The sequence below is a fragment of the Pseudoalteromonas sp. S8-8 genome (assembly GCF_000497875.1).
GTDB lineage: Bacteria > Pseudomonadota > Gammaproteobacteria > Enterobacterales > Alteromonadaceae > Pseudoalteromonas > Pseudoalteromonas arctica.
Map to the genome: position 1 here is coordinate 25782 of NZ_AUTR01000045.1, position 15109 is coordinate 40890.

The following is a 15109-nucleotide window of genomic DNA, read 5'->3' on the forward strand; positions in this document are numbered from 1 at the left end:
AAATGCGCGCCATTAAATTTTTAAATTGAGACAAAACCTTGGATTCAAAACAACTACTCGCCTTTGCTATGGACAAAATTGACGATATGAAAGCGCGTGACATCGTTCATATTGACGTTACTGGAACATCAGATATCACAGATTACATGGTAATTTGTTCTGGTACTTCTAAACGCCACGTACAGTCAATTGCCGATCACTTAGCAAAAGAAGCGCGTCATGCAGATTCAGAGCCACTAGGTTATGAAGGTGAAGGCGACGGCGAATGGGCACTGGTTGATTTAGGTGATGTGGTTGTACACGTGATGCAAAACGAAGCACGTAGCTATTACGATCTAGAAAAACTGTGGGGCTAAACGCTCACTCATTTTAGACAATGCTTGGAAGTAATACGTGAAAATACAAATGATTGCTGTTGGTACTAAAATGCCAGCATGGGTAGAAACGGGATTTGCAGAATATCAGCGACGTTTCCCTAAAGATATGGCCCTAGAGTTAATTGAAATTCAAGCCGGAAAACGTGGTAAAAATGCAGATATAAAACGTATTTTACACATTGAAGGTGAAAAAACATTAGCGGCTATTCCAAAAGGCAATCGTATTGTAACGTTAGAGGTAACAGGGAAAGCGCTGGATACTCACCAACTTGCTAAAAATATGGAAAAATGGCAACTCGATGGCCGCGATGTAAGTTTACTTATTGGCGGACCTGAAGGACTTGCTCCAGAGTGCATTGCAGCTTCTGAGCAAAAATGGTCGTTATCTAATTTAACATTGCCGCACCCTTTGGTGCGTATAATTGTTGCAGAGAGCCTTTACCGAGGCTGGAGCTTAAATAACAACCATCCTTATCATCGCGAGTAACCCCTTGCCATGCTAAAACATAGACCCACTATTCGTGACCACTCCGCAGAAGCAAACTTATTTGCTAGGCGAGCATTCGTGGGTTTTGTTTTTGTATTAGGATTAGTCGCTGTACTACTTTCTAATCTTTATACTATTCAGGTAGAAGATCACCAAGACTACCAAACCCGCTCCAACGATAACCGCATTAAAGTTATTCCTATTGCACCCAACCGTGGTTTAATTTACGACCGTAACGGTGTGCTACTTGCTGAAAACAAACCTGTTTACAACCTTGAAGTCATCCCCGAAGAAGTAGACGACCTTGACGAATCGCTTGATAAAATAAGTAAAATAATTGCGATTACAGAGCAAGACAAACAAGACTTTTTAAAAGATATAAAACACACCCGTCGTTTTAAATCGCAAGTACTAAAAGCCCGCTTAGACGAAACAGAAGTGGCGAAATTTTCGGTTAATCAGCATAAATTTCCTGGTTTTAGTATTGAGGCACGTCTGGCTCGCTACTACCCATTTGGCGACACGCTAACGCATGCGCTTGGATATGTTGCCAAGCTTAATAGAAAAGAGCTAAACCAATTAGAACAAGAAGATCGTGCAACCAATTACCGTGCTACATATGATATTGGCAAGCTCGGATTAGAAAAATACTATGAAGAGACATTGCACGGTAAAGTGGGCTCACAACGGGTAGAAGTTAATAACCGTGGCCGTGTAATTCGCACTCTAAGCATGACCCAGCCACAACCTGGTAGCGATTTAGTACTTACCTTAGACATTGGCTTGCAACAAATTGCACAGCATGGGCTTAAAGATATGCGTGGCGCTGTTGTAGTTATGGATGCAAAAGATGGTGGCGTGCTGGCACTTTATTCAAACCCAAGTTATGACCCAAATTTATTTGTACACGGCATTAGCAGCAAAAATTATAAAGCGTTACTTAACCAAGACCGTCCGCTAATAAACCGCACTACGCAAGGTCGTTATGCGCCTGCCTCTACGGTAAAGCCCTTAATGGCTGTATTAGCGCTTGAAGAAAATATAGTAAATGAATCAACATCAATGTGGGATCCTGGTTTTTTTCAAATTCCAAATGTTGAACACAAATGGCGAGATTGGAAACGTTGGGGCCATGGTCATGTGGATGTATACAAGGCGATTGAAGAGTCGTGCGATACCTATTTTTACGATGCGGCTTATCGATTAGGCATTACTAAAATCAGTGATTTTATGGCCCGTTTTGGCTACGGCGATTTGTCAGGTATTGATATTCATGAAGAAACTACTGCTATTCTACCTTCAAAAGAATGGAAAGAAGGACGCTTTAAAGAGTCTTGGTGGCGTGGTGATACTATTTCGGTAGGTATTGGTCAAGGTTACTGGACTGCTACACCAATTCAAATTGCAAATGCGACTAACATATTAGTTAATCGTGGTATTAATCATCCACCTCATTTGGTACAAGTAATAAAAAAAGATAGCGACATAACGCAAATTAACAACGAAGAAAAACCCCCTGTTATTTTAAAAGATCCACGCCATTGGCAGGTATCGTTAGATGCAATGCATAATACAGTTCAAAAAATATCAGGCACAGCGCACAAAGCATTTAAAGGCACTAACTACGACTCGGCTGGTAAAACGGGTACTGCACAGGTAGTTAGTATTGCCCAAGGTGAACGCTACGATGCAGAATCGCTTAAAGAGCGCCAGCGTGACAACACAATTTACGTAGGGTTTGCACCTTACAACGATCCTAAAATTGTGGTTTCTGTTGTATTAGAAAACAACCACGGTGGTATTCAAATTGCTCGCCAACTTATGGATTACTACTTTGCAGCCAATCCAGTTAATCTTGCAAGGAACGATACACCATGACCGCTTTGCACGATAAACGCTCTATTTGGATGCGTATGCATCTAGACCTACCACTGCTTATTGCATTACTCATAATGATGGCTGGTAGCATAATGGTTGTTTACAGCGCAAGCGGCCAAGACTCTTCAATGATGATTAGGCACATGACTCGTATGGGCGGTGCGGTTGTTGCTATGGTTGTTTTGGCCCAGTTTTCGCCTGCCACATTAAAGCGTTTAGTGATCCCACTTTATTGCGTTGGTTTATTAATGCTAGTGGGTGTACTTTTATTTGGCGTAAGCTCAAAAGGCGCACAGCGATGGCTCGATTTAGGGGTGACACGGTTTCAACCTGCAGAATTAATGAAGTTGGCAGTCCCGATGATGGTAGCTTGGTATATAGGGCGTAACCACTTACCTCCTCGGCCAATGCACTTAATTATTGGCTTTATGATTGTAATGCTCCCTACATTATTAATTAAAGAACAACCCGATTTAGGTACCGCTATACTTATTGCAAGTTCAGGTATATTTGTTTTGTTTTTGTCTGGATTAAGTTGGCGTTTAATCGGCTTTTTAAGCTCTATTGTAGCGCTTGCCGCATGGCCATTTTGGCACTACGGTATGCACGATTATCAAAAGCAGCGTGTACTCACCTTTTTAGACCCTGAGAGCGATCCGCTCGGTTCGGGTTATCATATTATTCAATCTAAAATTGCTATTGGCTCAGGCGGTATAGAAGGTAAAGGCTGGCTGCTTGGTACGCAATCGCAATTAGAATTTTTGCCAGAGCGCCACACCGACTTTATATTTTCGGTTTTAAGCGAAGAATTTGGTTTATTTGGCGTATGTGTTTTACTTAGTCTCTATTTATTTATTATTGGCCGTGGTTTATACATTGCTGTTAATGCACAAGATGCATTTGGTAAATTGCTCGCAGGCGCACTCACCCTCACCTTTTTTGTGTACGTATTTGTAAACATAGGCATGGTATCGGGTTTATTACCTGTTGTAGGCGTACCTTTACCACTGATTAGTTATGGTGGCACATCGATGGTAACGTTAATGGCAGGATTTGGCATTATTATGTCAATCGCAACAGATAAAAGGATGCTTTTAAAATAATGCGACACACTAATCAGCTTATATTTACCACGTTATTAATTTTGCTTTTAAGTGCATGTAGTAGCGGCTCAAGTAGCCGTTATAGCATGCGCCATGATGCAGCACCACTTAGAGCCCCGACTACACTTGAGATGCAAGACGCTATAGTTACCGAAGTAACTAAAAGCGCCAGCGCTAGTCGCCCATATACAGTGCTTGGTAAAAGTTATTCACCCATGCTTGATGAAACAGGCTTTAGTGAAGAAGGCATTGCCTCTTGGTATGGTCGTAAATTTCATGGTTATCACACTTCAAATGGTGAAACGTATGATATGTTTGCCATGACCGCAGCGCATAAAACGCTGCCACTACCTAGCTTTGTTAAAGTAACCAATACAGCAAATGGTAAATCGGTAATCGTGCGCGTGAACGATCGGGGCCCGTTTCATGACGATAGAATAATTGACCTTTCGTACGCAGCCGCTTACAAGCTTGGCTATTACACCCATGGTACAGCAAAGGTTAAGCTAGAAGCCGTTACGCTTGCGGGCGCAACTGCGCGTCAAACTTATATTCAGGTAGCTGCAGGTAGTACACTTGCTAATATTGAAGCGCTTGCCAGCACATTGCGAGAGCAATACAAATTACCAACAAATATCGTTCAAAAAGACGACATTTACAGACTGCATTTAGGGCCAATAAAAGATACCCCTCATGCAGACGAAGTATTAAAAAAATTAAAACAAAATCAATTTCAAAACGCGTTCTTGCTTTACACTCAGTAAGACTAATACCCAAACTACCCCAAAATGCAGAATTCAGCGTTACACTGGGGCTTAATATCTAGGCGTTACTTTGTAGAAATGGTAATCCCTTTTAAAAAGTAACAACACAGAGAGTAAGCTCCAGTGAAACGCCCTAAGGGTTGGTTTAAAAACGATTTATACTGCGTTATTGATTTGAACAATAGAGTAACTATTATTTGCAATCAATGCCTTGCCTAAATCGTTTTTAACTCCAACTGAAACTCGCATCTCGGGGTAGTTTGGGTATAGAATGGCGTAACGCGAATCTTTAACTTTAACCATTAATGAGTATGATGAAATCTATTAAACATAAAATCCTCAAAGGTGTATGCGGCCTAGTTTGTACAGCCGCCGTATTTTCAGCCAGCGCCCAAATTATTCCGGCACCACCTCAAGTTAATGCAAAAGGTTATTTTTTGGTCGACTTTACAACAGGTAAAGTTATTGCTGAAGGTGAAGCTGATACACAGCTAGCACCTGCAAGTTTAACTAAAATGATGACCAGTTATGTAATTGGTACTGAAATTAAAGCAGGTAATATTGCCACTACCGATATGGTAACGGTAAGCGAAAAAGCATGGGCTAAAAACTTCCCAGAATCTTCAAAGATGTTTATTGAAGTAGGTAAGCAAATTAGTGTTGATCAGCTTAACCACGGTATTATTATCCAATCAGGTAATGATGCATGTGTTGCAATGGCTGAGCATATTGCTGGAAGCGAAAGCGCATTTGCTGATTTAATGAATGCCCATGCTGCTAAATTAGGTATGAGCAACAGCCACTTTATCAACAGCCACGGCCTTGATACTGACGAGCACTTCACAACGCCTCGCGATATGGCGACACTTGGTGCTGCACTTATTCGTGATGTGCCAGATGAATATGCACTTTATAAGCAAAAATCGTTTACTTATAACGGCATTAAGCAATATAACCGTAACTCATTATTGTGGGACGAAAGCTTAGATGTTGACGGTATTAAAACTGGTCATACATCAGAAGCTGGCTACAGCCTAGTTACCTCAGCAACTAAAAACGATATGCGTTTAATTGCTGTTGTTATGGGTACTACCAGCGAACGAGCTCGTAAAGTAGAAAGTAAAAAACTACTTAACTATGGTTTTCGTTTTTATGAAACAATTACTCCGTACAAAGCAGGCGATAGCTTTGCAGAACAACGTATTTGGATGGGTAACAAAGAAAATGTATCTTTAGGTATTTTAGAAGATACACCGATTACTATCCCACGTGGTCAGCATAAAAACCTTAAAGCTAACTTTGAGCTAGATAACACGCTTGAAGCACCACTTGCTAAAGGTACTAAAGTAGGTACGTTATTCTTACAACTAGAGGGCGAAGATATTGCTCAATACCCACTGGTAACACTTGAAGAAGTGGAAGAAGGCAGCTTCTTTAGCAAAATTTATGATTACTTACGTTTACAGATCATGCAGTAATTTATAGCTCCCCTATTAACTAGGGTAACTAATTTAAACGTCTCCACTGTGAGGCGTTTTTTTTTGCTTGAAAAATGTTAGAATGCGCCCCATATAAGCAAGACTGCTAATTGCCTATCTGTATTAAGCTTCAAGCTTGCATAGAGTCCACACTTTTGTATGAGGAGTCACCGTCGTGGTTCAACCTGTTAAAGATACTAAATTTGATGAGTACCTAGAGTACCCTTGCCCATTTACATTCAGAATAATGGGTTTAGCTAATGTAAACTTAACTGATCAAATTTTAGCTAAGTTACAACCAATAGCACCTGGCGATTACGCCCCTAAAGTAAAACCAAGCAGCAAAGGTAATTACGAGTCAGTAAGCCTTGTAGCAACGGTTACTAGTGGCAAACACATTGAAGAAATTTACAACGTGATCAGCAATATTGATGACGTACGCCACATGCTTTAAGCCATAGTTGGGATTTGTTGTGAACGAAAACACTTTGATCGTACGCCAACTGGGTCGTCAGCGTTATATGCCAATTTGGCAAAAAATGCAGGACTTTACCGACACCCGTGATGAAAATACGCCAGATGAAATTTGGCTTGTAGAGCACGAGAGTGTATTCACCCAAGGTCAGGCTGGTAAGGACGAACACTTACTAGCTCCTGGCGACATTGAGGTGATTAAAGTTGACCGTGGTGGACAAGTAACTTATCACGGCCCTGGCCAGCAAATGATGTATGTATTATTTAATCTACGTCGTTTAAAGATTGGTGTACGTGAATTGGTTACATGGCTTGAAGAGTGCATTATTGAATCACTCGCCGAGTATGGTATTGAAGCTTATGCTAAAGCTGATGCACCCGGTGTTTACGTTAACGACAGCAAAATTGCATCCCTTGGGTTAAGGGTTCGTCGTGGTTGCTCGTTTCATGGCTTAGCATTAAATGTTAACATGGACCTAAGTCCATTTTTACGCATTAACCCATGTGGTTATGCGGGCATGAATATGGTGCAAACTAAAGAATTAGATGGTCCTCAAAACCTAGAAAGTGCAGGTGAAGGATTGGTGAAACACATGATCAAGAAGCTTAATGCAACACAGGTTAAGCATACTGAAGGGTTTGAAAACGAATGAATAAACCAGTCAAAATGGAACCAGGTGTAAAACTACGCGACGCAGAAAAAATGGCGTTGATCCCAGTAAAAGTTTTACCTACAGAAAAAACTGAAATGTTGCGTAAGCCAGAATGGTTAAAAATTCGCTTACCTAAATCAACCGATCGCATTGACGGCATTAAAAAAGCGCTACGTAAGCATGGCTTACACTCGGTATGTGAAGAGGCTTCGTGCCCTAACCTATCTGAATGTTTTAACCACGGTACAGCTACCTTTATGATTTTAGGTGCTATTTGTACTCGTCGTTGCCCATTTTGTGATGTTGCCCATGGTCGCCCATTAAAACCTGATGCCACTGAACCTGAAAAGCTAGCACTTACTATTAAAGATATGAAGCTAAGCTATGTTGTAATCACTTCAGTTGACCGTGATGATTTACGTGATGGTGGTGCACAGCATTTTGCCGATTGTATTCGCGAGATTCGTAAACATAATCCAACTATCACTATCGAAATTTTAGTACCTGATTTTCGTGGTCGTATGGACCGCGCACTAGAGATATTAATCGAGACGCCACCAGATGTGTTTAACCACAATCTTGAAACTGCGCCACGTTTATACAAACTAGCTCGCCCAGGTGCTGACTATAAATGGTCATTAGAATTACTTCGTCGCTTTAAAGAAGCTCACCCAGAAGTTAAAACTAAATCAGGCTTAATGGTAGGTTTAGGTGAAGAAATTAGCGAAATTGAAGAAGTGCTTCGCGATTTACGTGCACACAACGTTGACATGCTAACTGTAGGCCAATATCTACAACCTTCTAAGCATCACTTACCGGTTAAACGCTACGTGCCACCAGTAGAGTTTGACGGCTTAAAAGCGTATGCAGACGAAATTGGCTTTACTCACGCGGCTTCTGGCCCGTTTGTGCGTTCAAGCTACCATGCTGATCAACAAGCAGCGGGTAAAGAAGTGAAGTAATCACTTTTCTCAAAAAATTAAAAAAGCCGTTAATAATGCATAATTATTAACGGCTTTTTCATGCTAATTGATAAAATAGCTTACTGCGCTAACTTACCTCTTGTGATAGAAAAATCAGCAAACCTAACACGTTCTTCATCAACTCGAAGGCTGTCGGTTTCAACAATTGAGCGGTATATTCCCCACTTAGGACGAGCAAAATCATCATCATTAAAGCCGCGCCACATATCTATGTTTTGCTCGCTTATATTAAATATCTCTGCGTTGTCGCTTAAGCGCGTTAATGTCATATCAAGCTTACCACTTTCACTAAATGTAGCTTGTACGAATACCTCGACCCATTCATCTGTAATTAAAGACCAGTCGGTTTCAATTAAGTTTTTATCAAGACCCGTGCTGTTACCGTTTTCGTCAAAGCCTGCGCTATATCGAACCTGTAGTTGATTACCTGTACTATTTTTTTGCGCTCCTGAGAGAGTGATAATAGGCTGATCGTCATTACCATTGGTGTTGTCGTTACTCTCGTTACGGGCTTTTATTTGAAAAAAATGGCTAAACTTACTCGTAAGCTCAAGCTCGCTACTTACTTTAAATTTCCAGCTGTATTGAAATGTCTCACCTTCAAACGCCAGTGTTTCTTGTGGTGATTTATCGTAGGTTTTTATTTCGTTACGTTGCCTGTCACTTGCACCTTTGTCTTTATCTTGGTCATCATCTCGGTGGGCTAAAAATACAAAATGGCTACCAATTATCGTATCGGTATCTTCGATAATATGGACAACACTTTCATGATTACCAGCGTATAAGTCTGGAGATTCAATTGACCCTTCGCCGAATGCATTTTCAATAAGTGTGTATGCGTCAAGTCCCGAATCTACGCCATCTGATTGCAATAACACGTGCGAGATGCTCTCAAAGCCATCAGCTTGAGTTATTGGTGCACCAACAATTGTTATGATAATTTGTGCGCCAGTACCATCTAAAGAGTTTACTGTTATTGTGTCTTGCAGTGTTTCATCTTCACTTAAAGATGTTATTGAAGCGTTTAAATCATCAAGTGTGTATGACCAATCTCCACCAGCATTTAAGCTAAAAAAACCATAGCTTGTAGCGCTATTTTCTTGTGCTATAAAAGCAGCCTCACCGGATTGTTGATCAGTAATGGTTAATGAGCCTGTTATTGCATCATTACTATCACTAATAACTTCGCCTCGGCTATTACCACCAATTATTGCAGGAGTTTGTAAAGTAATCGCTTCATTATTTTGCACCGTAGAATCAGAGCCAGAGCTGCCACAACCAACAACTAAACAAGATAGAAGTGCGGTTGTAATTACATTACACAGTTTAAGATTATATTTAGGCATTGTTAGCTTTATAGTTAATAGTAAGTTAATAAAATATAAACTTACCAATTAACTATGCAAATAACCACAACTCAATTACCAATTAACATGACCAATTTGATGGCAATCTATTTAAAATTATAAAAGCTATGTTTTTTCAGTGTGATACAAACAATTATTCCTATAGAACGTTTATTTATATATGTTTTAAAATAAAATTAGGTTAAAGCTGAGTTACTTGAGATAATTAGTACTGACATAATTATTTAGGTTCATTATGAAACTATTAGTTCGTAACTTGTCTCGTGCTACCACTGAGCATGAGCTTCGTACTTTATTTGCAGAGCACGGTAAAGTGACTACCTGCAACTTGGTACTTGATAAAGAAACTGGCCAATCTAAAGGCTTTGCCTTTTTAGAAATGCCAAACGACATAGAAAGTAAAAGCGCCATTAAAGCACTTAACCAATCTACTGTTGATAAAAGTAAGATCCGCGTAAAGCTTGCAGACGCATAAAGCTAACTGCAACTTATACTAAAAAACCAGCTAATGCTGGTTTTTTGCTTTTAGTGCCAAGTATTGTATTTAAGCTTTATATTTAGCTAAAAAAACTAAGCGGTTATTAAGCCGCTTTTTTTATACTTATAGTGCCCAATATTATAAAAGAAGCAGACAGCACAAAAAATGTCTCCTGCTCAGCTAATATTGCAGCAGCAAAAAATGCAATGCCACTAGCTATAAATAAATACCCACTTTTTTTACATTGGCTCATTATGTGCTCCTTTAGGTTGTTCGTTATTTATACACCTTATAAAATCAATCTGCAATTGAATGAAAAGTTCTCTATAAAAATTCGACATCGCTGCGGTGCTTCCTTTATATTGAAAGCCTAATAAAATAACAATATGAAAACTATGGCATCTACTCTTATAAAAAGCGCTAGCCTAAGCTTACTAGTTGCACTCTTTGGCTGCTCAGAGCCTGCAAGCGAGAAAACCCCATTAGAAAATACAGCCGGTGTAAGCCTTAGCAATATTAAACAGCATATTAAAACGCTAGCCTCTGATGACTTTCAAGGCCGAGGCCCGCTTACTCATGGCGAAGTGAAAACAGTAGGCTACTTAAGCGAGCAATATAAAGCGCTGGGTTTAACCGGTGCTTATAAAGGTAAATACTTACAGCCTGTAAAAATGGCAATGGTGACTGCTAATCAGGATATGCAGTTAAAGGTAGGTGATTTGAGCTTTGAATCAGGTAAAGACTTTACCGCACGTACCGAGCAACTTCAGCCATTAATTGATGTAAGAAGCTCTGACGTTGTATTTGCGGGCTATGGTATTAATGCGCCAGAATATAGCTGGAATGACTATAAAAATATTGATGTAACTGGTAAAACAGTGGTTGTGCTAGTTAACGATCCAGGCTTTGCTACTCAAAACGATGCCCTTTTTACCGGCAATGCAATGACCTACTACGGTCGCTGGACTTATAAATATGAAGAAGCCGCTCGCCAAGGTGCAAAGGCTGTATTTATTGTTCATGAAACTGCACCTGCGGCATACCCTTGGGGCGTAGTTGAAAGTTCAAACACCGGCACCAAATACACGTTAATGGATAACAATTTAAACGCGTCTAAATTACCGGTTATGGGCTGGCTAACACTTGATGCGACTGAGAAAATGTTTAACGCCGCAAAGCTTAACTATCAAGATTTAAAACAAGCAGCATTAAATGATGACTTTAAAGCGACGCCACTTAACTTAAAAGCAAACCTTGCCTTTAAAAACGAAGTATCACATGCAAAATCTCATAACGTAGTTGCACAAATTACAGGAAGCGAATCACCTGACGAATACGTTGTTATTAGCGCTCACTGGGACCACTTTGGTACTAAACAAACCGATACTGGCCCTAAGATTTATAACGGCGCAGTAGATAACGCTTCAGGCACTGCAGCCACGCTTGAAATAGCACGCATCATGAACAAAATGAACAAGCAAAAACCATTTAAACGCTCAATTATTTTTGCTAACTTTACAGCAGAAGAAACGGGGTTAATTGGTTCTGAAGAATTTGCATCGGGTGCGGTTGTACCTACAAAACAAATGGTCGGTCTATTAAATATTGATGGCATGAACGTGCTTGATGGCACTGACTACATTTTACAATACGGTAAAGATTTATCGACAATGGAAAGCTATTTAGCAAAGGCTGCAAAATCACAAGGCCGTGTTGTTAAAATGGATCCTCGAGCGCAAAATGGCTTATTTTTTAGATCAGATCATTTCTCACTTTCTAAGCAAGGCGTTCCTAGTTTATTATTTATGAGCCTGGGCGATACCGATCCTGAGTACATTGCGCATAAGTACCATAAAGAAGCAGACGACTACTCAGCTGATTGGTCGTTAGGTGGTGTTAAGCAAGATATAGATCTTATTGTTGATATAGCCACTCAACTTGCAAACAATGGCGATTGGCCAAAGTGGACGAGCGAGTCTGACTTTAAAGCCAAACGCGCGCAAGATAAGCAATAAATAACTATTAATAGTTATGTAATATAAAAATCCTCCTACTTGGAGGATTTTTGTTTTAAACGAGCCCGCATTAATAGCGTTTCGGCCTTTGCTCCTAAATAAACATAAATAGCTAGTGCAATTAAAAGCCCCACTACTGCAAGCATCATCGCTATTGCAGGCATTAAATATTCCGATTGCCCCAGCGCCGCTTTAAACATAGTTAACAACGCCTCAATTGATATAGCAATCAACACAGTAGATATAAACCGTGTAATAGTGCGCCGCGTAGACGAGTGCCTAAAAATATCCTTATGCATAAGGATTTCTTCTTCGAGTATTGTTTTACCTAAATCGAATACTGCTAATGCCAAGGTGATGTAAATAATGATACTAAAGGGTTCAAGTGGATCTGATGAGGTATCTACATGGGTTAATAGCGCGTATATATCATTAAAAACGATATTCAGTAAAAATAATACTAAGCAAAATAAGCACGCCACAATAATACCGTAACCCGCTTTAAAGTAAGGCGACATATTAGCGCGCGCAGTATCACCCATTACAAACTCAATAAGCTGCGTTAAGCTCACATCGACAACCAAGTAATGTTGATTATTAATTGGTTTTTTTAGTTCTTTAATCGCCGATATACATAAATGGTTAGTCGCTATAGAAATGTAGGGATCAGTAAAGCACACTCTATCACTTGTTTTAGCGTTCAAAAAATAGGGTCGCTCGCTTAAGTCTTGTTGATTACCACTTTCACCTAGTTTTTTGCTATATGCCCGTTTAAAGCAGACATTATTACCCTGCTGCAAACCTTCTGCATTTAAACAATATTGTAATTCTAAAAATGGGTACTGCTTAATCAGGTAGCGGGTATCACGCTCTTTAGTTAACCCATCCTCAATACTCATCAAAATAGATTCAAGTAAGCTGTGTATTACATGCTCATATTCGTGGTAGCGCTCAACACTACTGATATAACTCATTCGCGCCATTTTAAATACTCATTAACCTAAGTTATAAATAGATTTGCAAGTTTAAAACCAATAATAAAATAACTTAACAATCAGCAACTTAATGATATTCAAACTCGAGTTTTGCACTACTTTGGTGACTAAAAAGTAATATATTAAATTAAATGCACAAAAAAGCAGCTAAGTATTAATTACTTAGCTGCTTTGTGAGTATGACTGGTAAGGCTTTACGACTAACTTAAATATAGAGCCTGTTACTGAACCTTCGAAAACTCTTCTTTAGATAATTCGCCATTTCCATCTGCATCTAATTGATCAAAAAGCTGTACTAGTTGCGAGTTTACTTGGGCTTCTGTTTTACTAATTACGCCGTCGCCATCAGTATCAAAAGAATCAAAATCTACCGCAGCAAACGCCGCTGAAGAAGAAGCAAGGGCTACAAGTGGTAGGGCGTGTTGATCTTTGGCGGGTGAATTTGCAGCAGTATGTTTGGTTTTTAGGCAAGGCAGAGCCTATGTAGTGTGGTTATTCCCCATAAATAGGCGATAACGCAGCATAAATACCAAACATGCGCTGCCCTTTGGGTTCTTTCTAGGGACGATTAACTCTTTGTTGCTCGGTTTTTACTTAGCCCACTAGGTTACAAACCTCGCGCCGCGATTTAATCTCCCCTAGATTGAACAAATTTCAATCCACAAAGATCAATACGCCCTAAAGTTTTGTGTAGTGTTTTCATAATCGTTTCCTTAGGCTTTGAGCCTGATTAGGGGTGACCTGATTAGAGGTAAGAAGTCCTTTTCAAAGAGCCTTTAGGAGTAAAGTGTTTATAAATTAATATTCAAAAAAATCATTTTCTGTCGGACCACCGCTACTTTGAACATTCAGCTCGTCAAATTGCTCTATCACTTGCGCCGATTCCTCAGAGCGACTAATTGAAGCGTTGTCGTCTGCGTCGAGTGTTTCAAAGTCTGTGTTTGCAAATACTACTGACGAAGAAACAATAGCCATAAGTACAAATGTTGATTGTAGCTTTTTCATAATTTAATCCTTCAATAGTATGCGGTGTCCCAAATAAATTTGCTCTATAGTGCTCTCTAGTCACTTCCTGGTTATTCTTTTTAGTAGGCTCCCTTGCCTACTTAGGTTGTCTTTGGCAACTCAGAATTTAGATAACATTACAGAGCATTAACTGCTTAAGGCTTTAATTTTAGGCCTTAGAAAACTCATCTTCAGATAGCTCACCATCTTGGTTTGTATCGAGTTCTTCAAACTTGCTTAAAAGCTCAGCATCCACTGATGCTTCGGCTTGGCTGATTGCGCCATTACCATCTACGTCTAGCGTATCAAAATCTGTTGCTGCAAAAGCCGCTGATGAAGAAGCTAGCGCCATTAGTACTAGTGTTGATTGAAATGTTTTCATAATAGTATTCCTTCATTGGGTTGTTGCGACTAAGGCCTTTGGCTTTCATCACGTTTTGCTTAATACACTCTAGGTATAACAACTTCGGTGCCACTTTTTATTTATTATTTAAAAACAATGAGTTAAACGACATAAAACGAGAGAAGCTTAATTTGGGGAGGTCTTATTGTTGCTATTTAGCAACAGCCATTTAACTAAAAACAATAAGCCATTATAAATCAATTAGTTAAATTTAATTAAAAAGACACACTTTTGCTAAAAAGCCAATAAGGGGGGCGTTTGGGTTAGTCTTCAAAATAAACTGAATATGAACATGGAAGTAGCATAGGATTTATTCGCGGCTATTAAAAAATTAATTCATTTATAATTAGTCAGTTACATTATTTTTGAGATTTATTATAAAAATTTTTAAAGGATATTTTGAAATTAACTGTTTTGTTGCCAAATGGCGAATTACTCAGAAAGAATGTGATATATGAGCTAAGTTATAGCATTGAGTTCATAACTTAATGCACCGTAAAATATAGGTTCGCTTGAGTTAAGCAAACCTACATCGTGTGCCAGCTATCTGCAAATGTGCCGCTATTAGGGCGTGTTGATCTTTGGTGGGTGAATTTGCAGCAGTATGTTTGGTTTTTAGGCAAGGCAGAGCCTATGTAGTGTGGTTATT

General features: G+C 39.5%; 16 protein-coding genes and 1 pseudogene. 11 read left to right on the forward strand and 6 right to left on the reverse strand.

Annotated features, from left to right (window positions below; translation table 11 throughout):
• The first annotated feature begins 38 nt into the window (after positions 1–38).
• The 9 genes from rsfS to lipA all read left to right on the forward strand — a co-directional run bounded on the left by rsfS (position 39) and on the right by lipA (position 8176).
• A complete protein-coding gene (rsfS, locus tag L659_RS0115520) occupies positions 39–356 on the forward strand; it encodes a ribosome silencing factor (protein ID WP_007585564.1) in 318 nt (105 codons plus the stop codon).
• 37 nt (positions 357–393) lie between these two features.
• The gene (gene rlmH, locus L659_RS0115525; protein ID WP_007585562.1) at positions 394–864 is read left to right on the forward strand and encodes a 23S rRNA (pseudouridine(1915)-N(3))-methyltransferase RlmH; all 471 of its coding nucleotides are present in this window, start codon (positions 394–396) and stop codon (positions 862–864) included.
• Between the two features lie 9 nt (positions 865–873).
• Positions 874–2742 (forward strand): penicillin-binding protein 2, encoded by a 1869-nt coding sequence (gene mrdA, locus L659_RS0115530; RefSeq protein WP_024591126.1) that lies wholly within the window; start codon positions 874–876, stop codon positions 2740–2742.
• A complete protein-coding gene (gene rodA / locus L659_RS0115535) occupies positions 2739–3845 on the forward strand; it encodes a rod shape-determining protein RodA (protein ID WP_007585558.1) in 1107 nt (368 codons plus the stop codon). The genes mrdA and rodA overlap by 4 nt, the downstream gene beginning before the upstream one ends.
• Positions 3845–4609, forward strand: coding sequence for a septal ring lytic transglycosylase RlpA family protein (locus tag L659_RS0115540; protein ID WP_010554698.1), 765 nt, complete (start codon positions 3845–3847; stop codon positions 4607–4609). The genes rodA and L659_RS0115540 overlap by 1 nt, the downstream gene beginning before the upstream one ends.
• 314 nt (positions 4610–4923) lie before the next feature.
• A complete protein-coding gene (locus L659_RS0115550) occupies positions 4924–6087 on the forward strand; it encodes a serine hydrolase (protein ID WP_010554697.1) in 1164 nt (387 codons plus the stop codon).
• A gap of 175 nt (positions 6088–6262) precedes the next feature.
• Entirely contained in the window at positions 6263–6541 is a 279-nt protein-coding gene (gene ybeD, locus L659_RS0115555; protein ID WP_002958517.1) for a DUF493 family protein YbeD, read from the forward strand.
• Between the two features lie 19 nt (positions 6542–6560).
• A complete protein-coding gene (gene lipB / locus L659_RS0115560; RefSeq protein WP_010554695.1) occupies positions 6561–7214 on the forward strand; it encodes a lipoyl(octanoyl) transferase LipB in 654 nt (217 codons plus the stop codon).
• Complete coding sequence (lipA, locus tag L659_RS0115565; RefSeq protein WP_002958515.1) at positions 7211–8176, forward strand: lipoyl synthase; 966 nt, start codon at positions 7211–7213, stop codon at positions 8174–8176. Before lipB ends, lipA begins: the two co-directional genes overlap by 4 nt.
• A gap of 80 nt (positions 8177–8256) precedes the next feature.
• Here lipA and L659_RS0115570 read toward each other — a convergent pair whose 3' ends face one another.
• Positions 8257–9543: a VCBS domain-containing protein gene (locus L659_RS0115570; RefSeq protein ID WP_024591127.1), complete on the reverse strand. Its 1287-nt coding sequence runs from the start codon at positions 9541–9543 to the stop codon at positions 8257–8259.
• A 256-nt stretch (positions 9544–9799) separates the two neighbouring features.
• On the opposite strand from L659_RS0115570, the gene L659_RS0115575 reads away from it, so the two are divergent.
• Positions 9800–10039 carry an RNA recognition motif domain-containing protein gene (locus L659_RS0115575; RefSeq protein WP_007585551.1) on the forward strand — a complete coding sequence of 80 codons (240 nt, stop codon included), beginning with the start codon at positions 9800–9802 and terminating at the stop codon, positions 10037–10039.
• A gap of 106 nt (positions 10040–10145) precedes the next feature.
• Here L659_RS0115575 and L659_RS1000000123820 read toward each other — a convergent pair whose 3' ends face one another.
• Positions 10146–10295 (reverse strand): hypothetical protein, encoded by a 150-nt coding sequence (locus L659_RS1000000123820; protein ID WP_007585545.1) that lies wholly within the window; start codon positions 10293–10295, stop codon positions 10146–10148.
• A 142-nt stretch (positions 10296–10437) separates the two neighbouring features.
• Here L659_RS1000000123820 and L659_RS0115585 point away from each other — a divergent pair, with 142 nt between their 5' ends.
• Positions 10438–12057, forward strand: a complete 1620-nt coding sequence (locus L659_RS0115585; RefSeq protein WP_024591128.1) for a M28 family metallopeptidase — start codon at positions 10438–10440, stop codon at positions 12055–12057.
• Between the two features lie 35 nt (positions 12058–12092).
• On the opposite strand, the gene L659_RS0115590 is transcribed toward L659_RS0115585, so the two are convergent.
• The 4 genes and pseudogenes from L659_RS0115590 to L659_RS0115600 form a co-directional block, all read right to left on the reverse strand.
• Positions 12093–13040 (reverse strand): PDC sensor domain-containing protein, encoded by a 948-nt coding sequence (locus L659_RS0115590; protein ID WP_024591129.1) that lies wholly within the window; start codon positions 13038–13040, stop codon positions 12093–12095.
• Between the two features lie 233 nt (positions 13041–13273).
• Positions 13274–13468 (reverse strand): annotated as a pseudogene (locus L659_RS1000000123500) (EF-hand domain-containing protein); the annotation flags it as partial.
• 382 nt (positions 13469–13850) lie between these two features.
• Positions 13851–14057 (reverse strand): hypothetical protein, encoded by a 207-nt coding sequence (locus tag L659_RS0115595; protein WP_024591130.1) that lies wholly within the window; start codon positions 14055–14057, stop codon positions 13851–13853.
• Positions 14058–14226: 169 nt separating this feature from the next.
• Entirely contained in the window at positions 14227–14439 is a 213-nt protein-coding gene (locus L659_RS0115600) for a calmodulin (protein ID WP_007585535.1), read from the reverse strand.
• Positions 14440–15109: the final 670 nt, after the last annotated feature.

What these genes read in the sequence shown, in the direction of transcription:
- mrdA (WP_024591126.1), top strand. Translation starts at nt 874, where the DNA reads ATGCTAAAACATAGACCCACTATTCGTGACCACTCCGCAGAAGCAAAC.
- rodA (WP_007585558.1), top strand. Translation starts at nt 2,739, where the DNA reads ATGACCGCTTTGCACGATAAACGCTCTATTTGGATGCGTATGCATCTA.
- L659_RS0115540 (WP_010554698.1), top strand. Translation starts at nt 3,845, where the DNA reads ATGCGACACACTAATCAGCTTATATTTACCACGTTATTAATTTTGCTT.
- L659_RS0115550 (WP_010554697.1), top strand. Translation starts at nt 4,924, where the DNA reads ATGAAATCTATTAAACATAAAATCCTCAAAGGTGTATGCGGCCTAGTT.
- lipA (WP_002958515.1), top strand. Translation starts at nt 7,211, where the DNA reads ATGAATAAACCAGTCAAAATGGAACCAGGTGTAAAACTACGCGACGCA.
- L659_RS0115570 (WP_024591127.1), bottom strand. Translation starts at nt 9,543, where the DNA reads ATGCCTAAATATAATCTTAAACTGTGTAATGTAATTACAACCGCACTT.
- L659_RS0115575 (WP_007585551.1), top strand. Translation starts at nt 9,800, where the DNA reads ATGAAACTATTAGTTCGTAACTTGTCTCGTGCTACCACTGAGCATGAG.
- L659_RS1000000123820 (WP_007585545.1), bottom strand. Translation starts at nt 10,295, where the DNA reads ATGAGCCAATGTAAAAAAAGTGGGTATTTATTTATAGCTAGTGGCATT.
- L659_RS0115585 (WP_024591128.1), top strand. Translation starts at nt 10,438, where the DNA reads ATGGCATCTACTCTTATAAAAAGCGCTAGCCTAAGCTTACTAGTTGCA.
- L659_RS0115590 (WP_024591129.1), bottom strand. Translation starts at nt 13,040, where the DNA reads ATGGCGCGAATGAGTTATATCAGTAGTGTTGAGCGCTACCACGAATAT.
- L659_RS0115595 (WP_024591130.1), bottom strand. Translation starts at nt 14,057, where the DNA reads ATGAAAAAGCTACAATCAACATTTGTACTTATGGCTATTGTTTCTTCG.
- L659_RS0115600 (WP_007585535.1), bottom strand. Translation starts at nt 14,439, where the DNA reads ATGAAAACATTTCAATCAACACTAGTACTAATGGCGCTAGCTTCTTCA.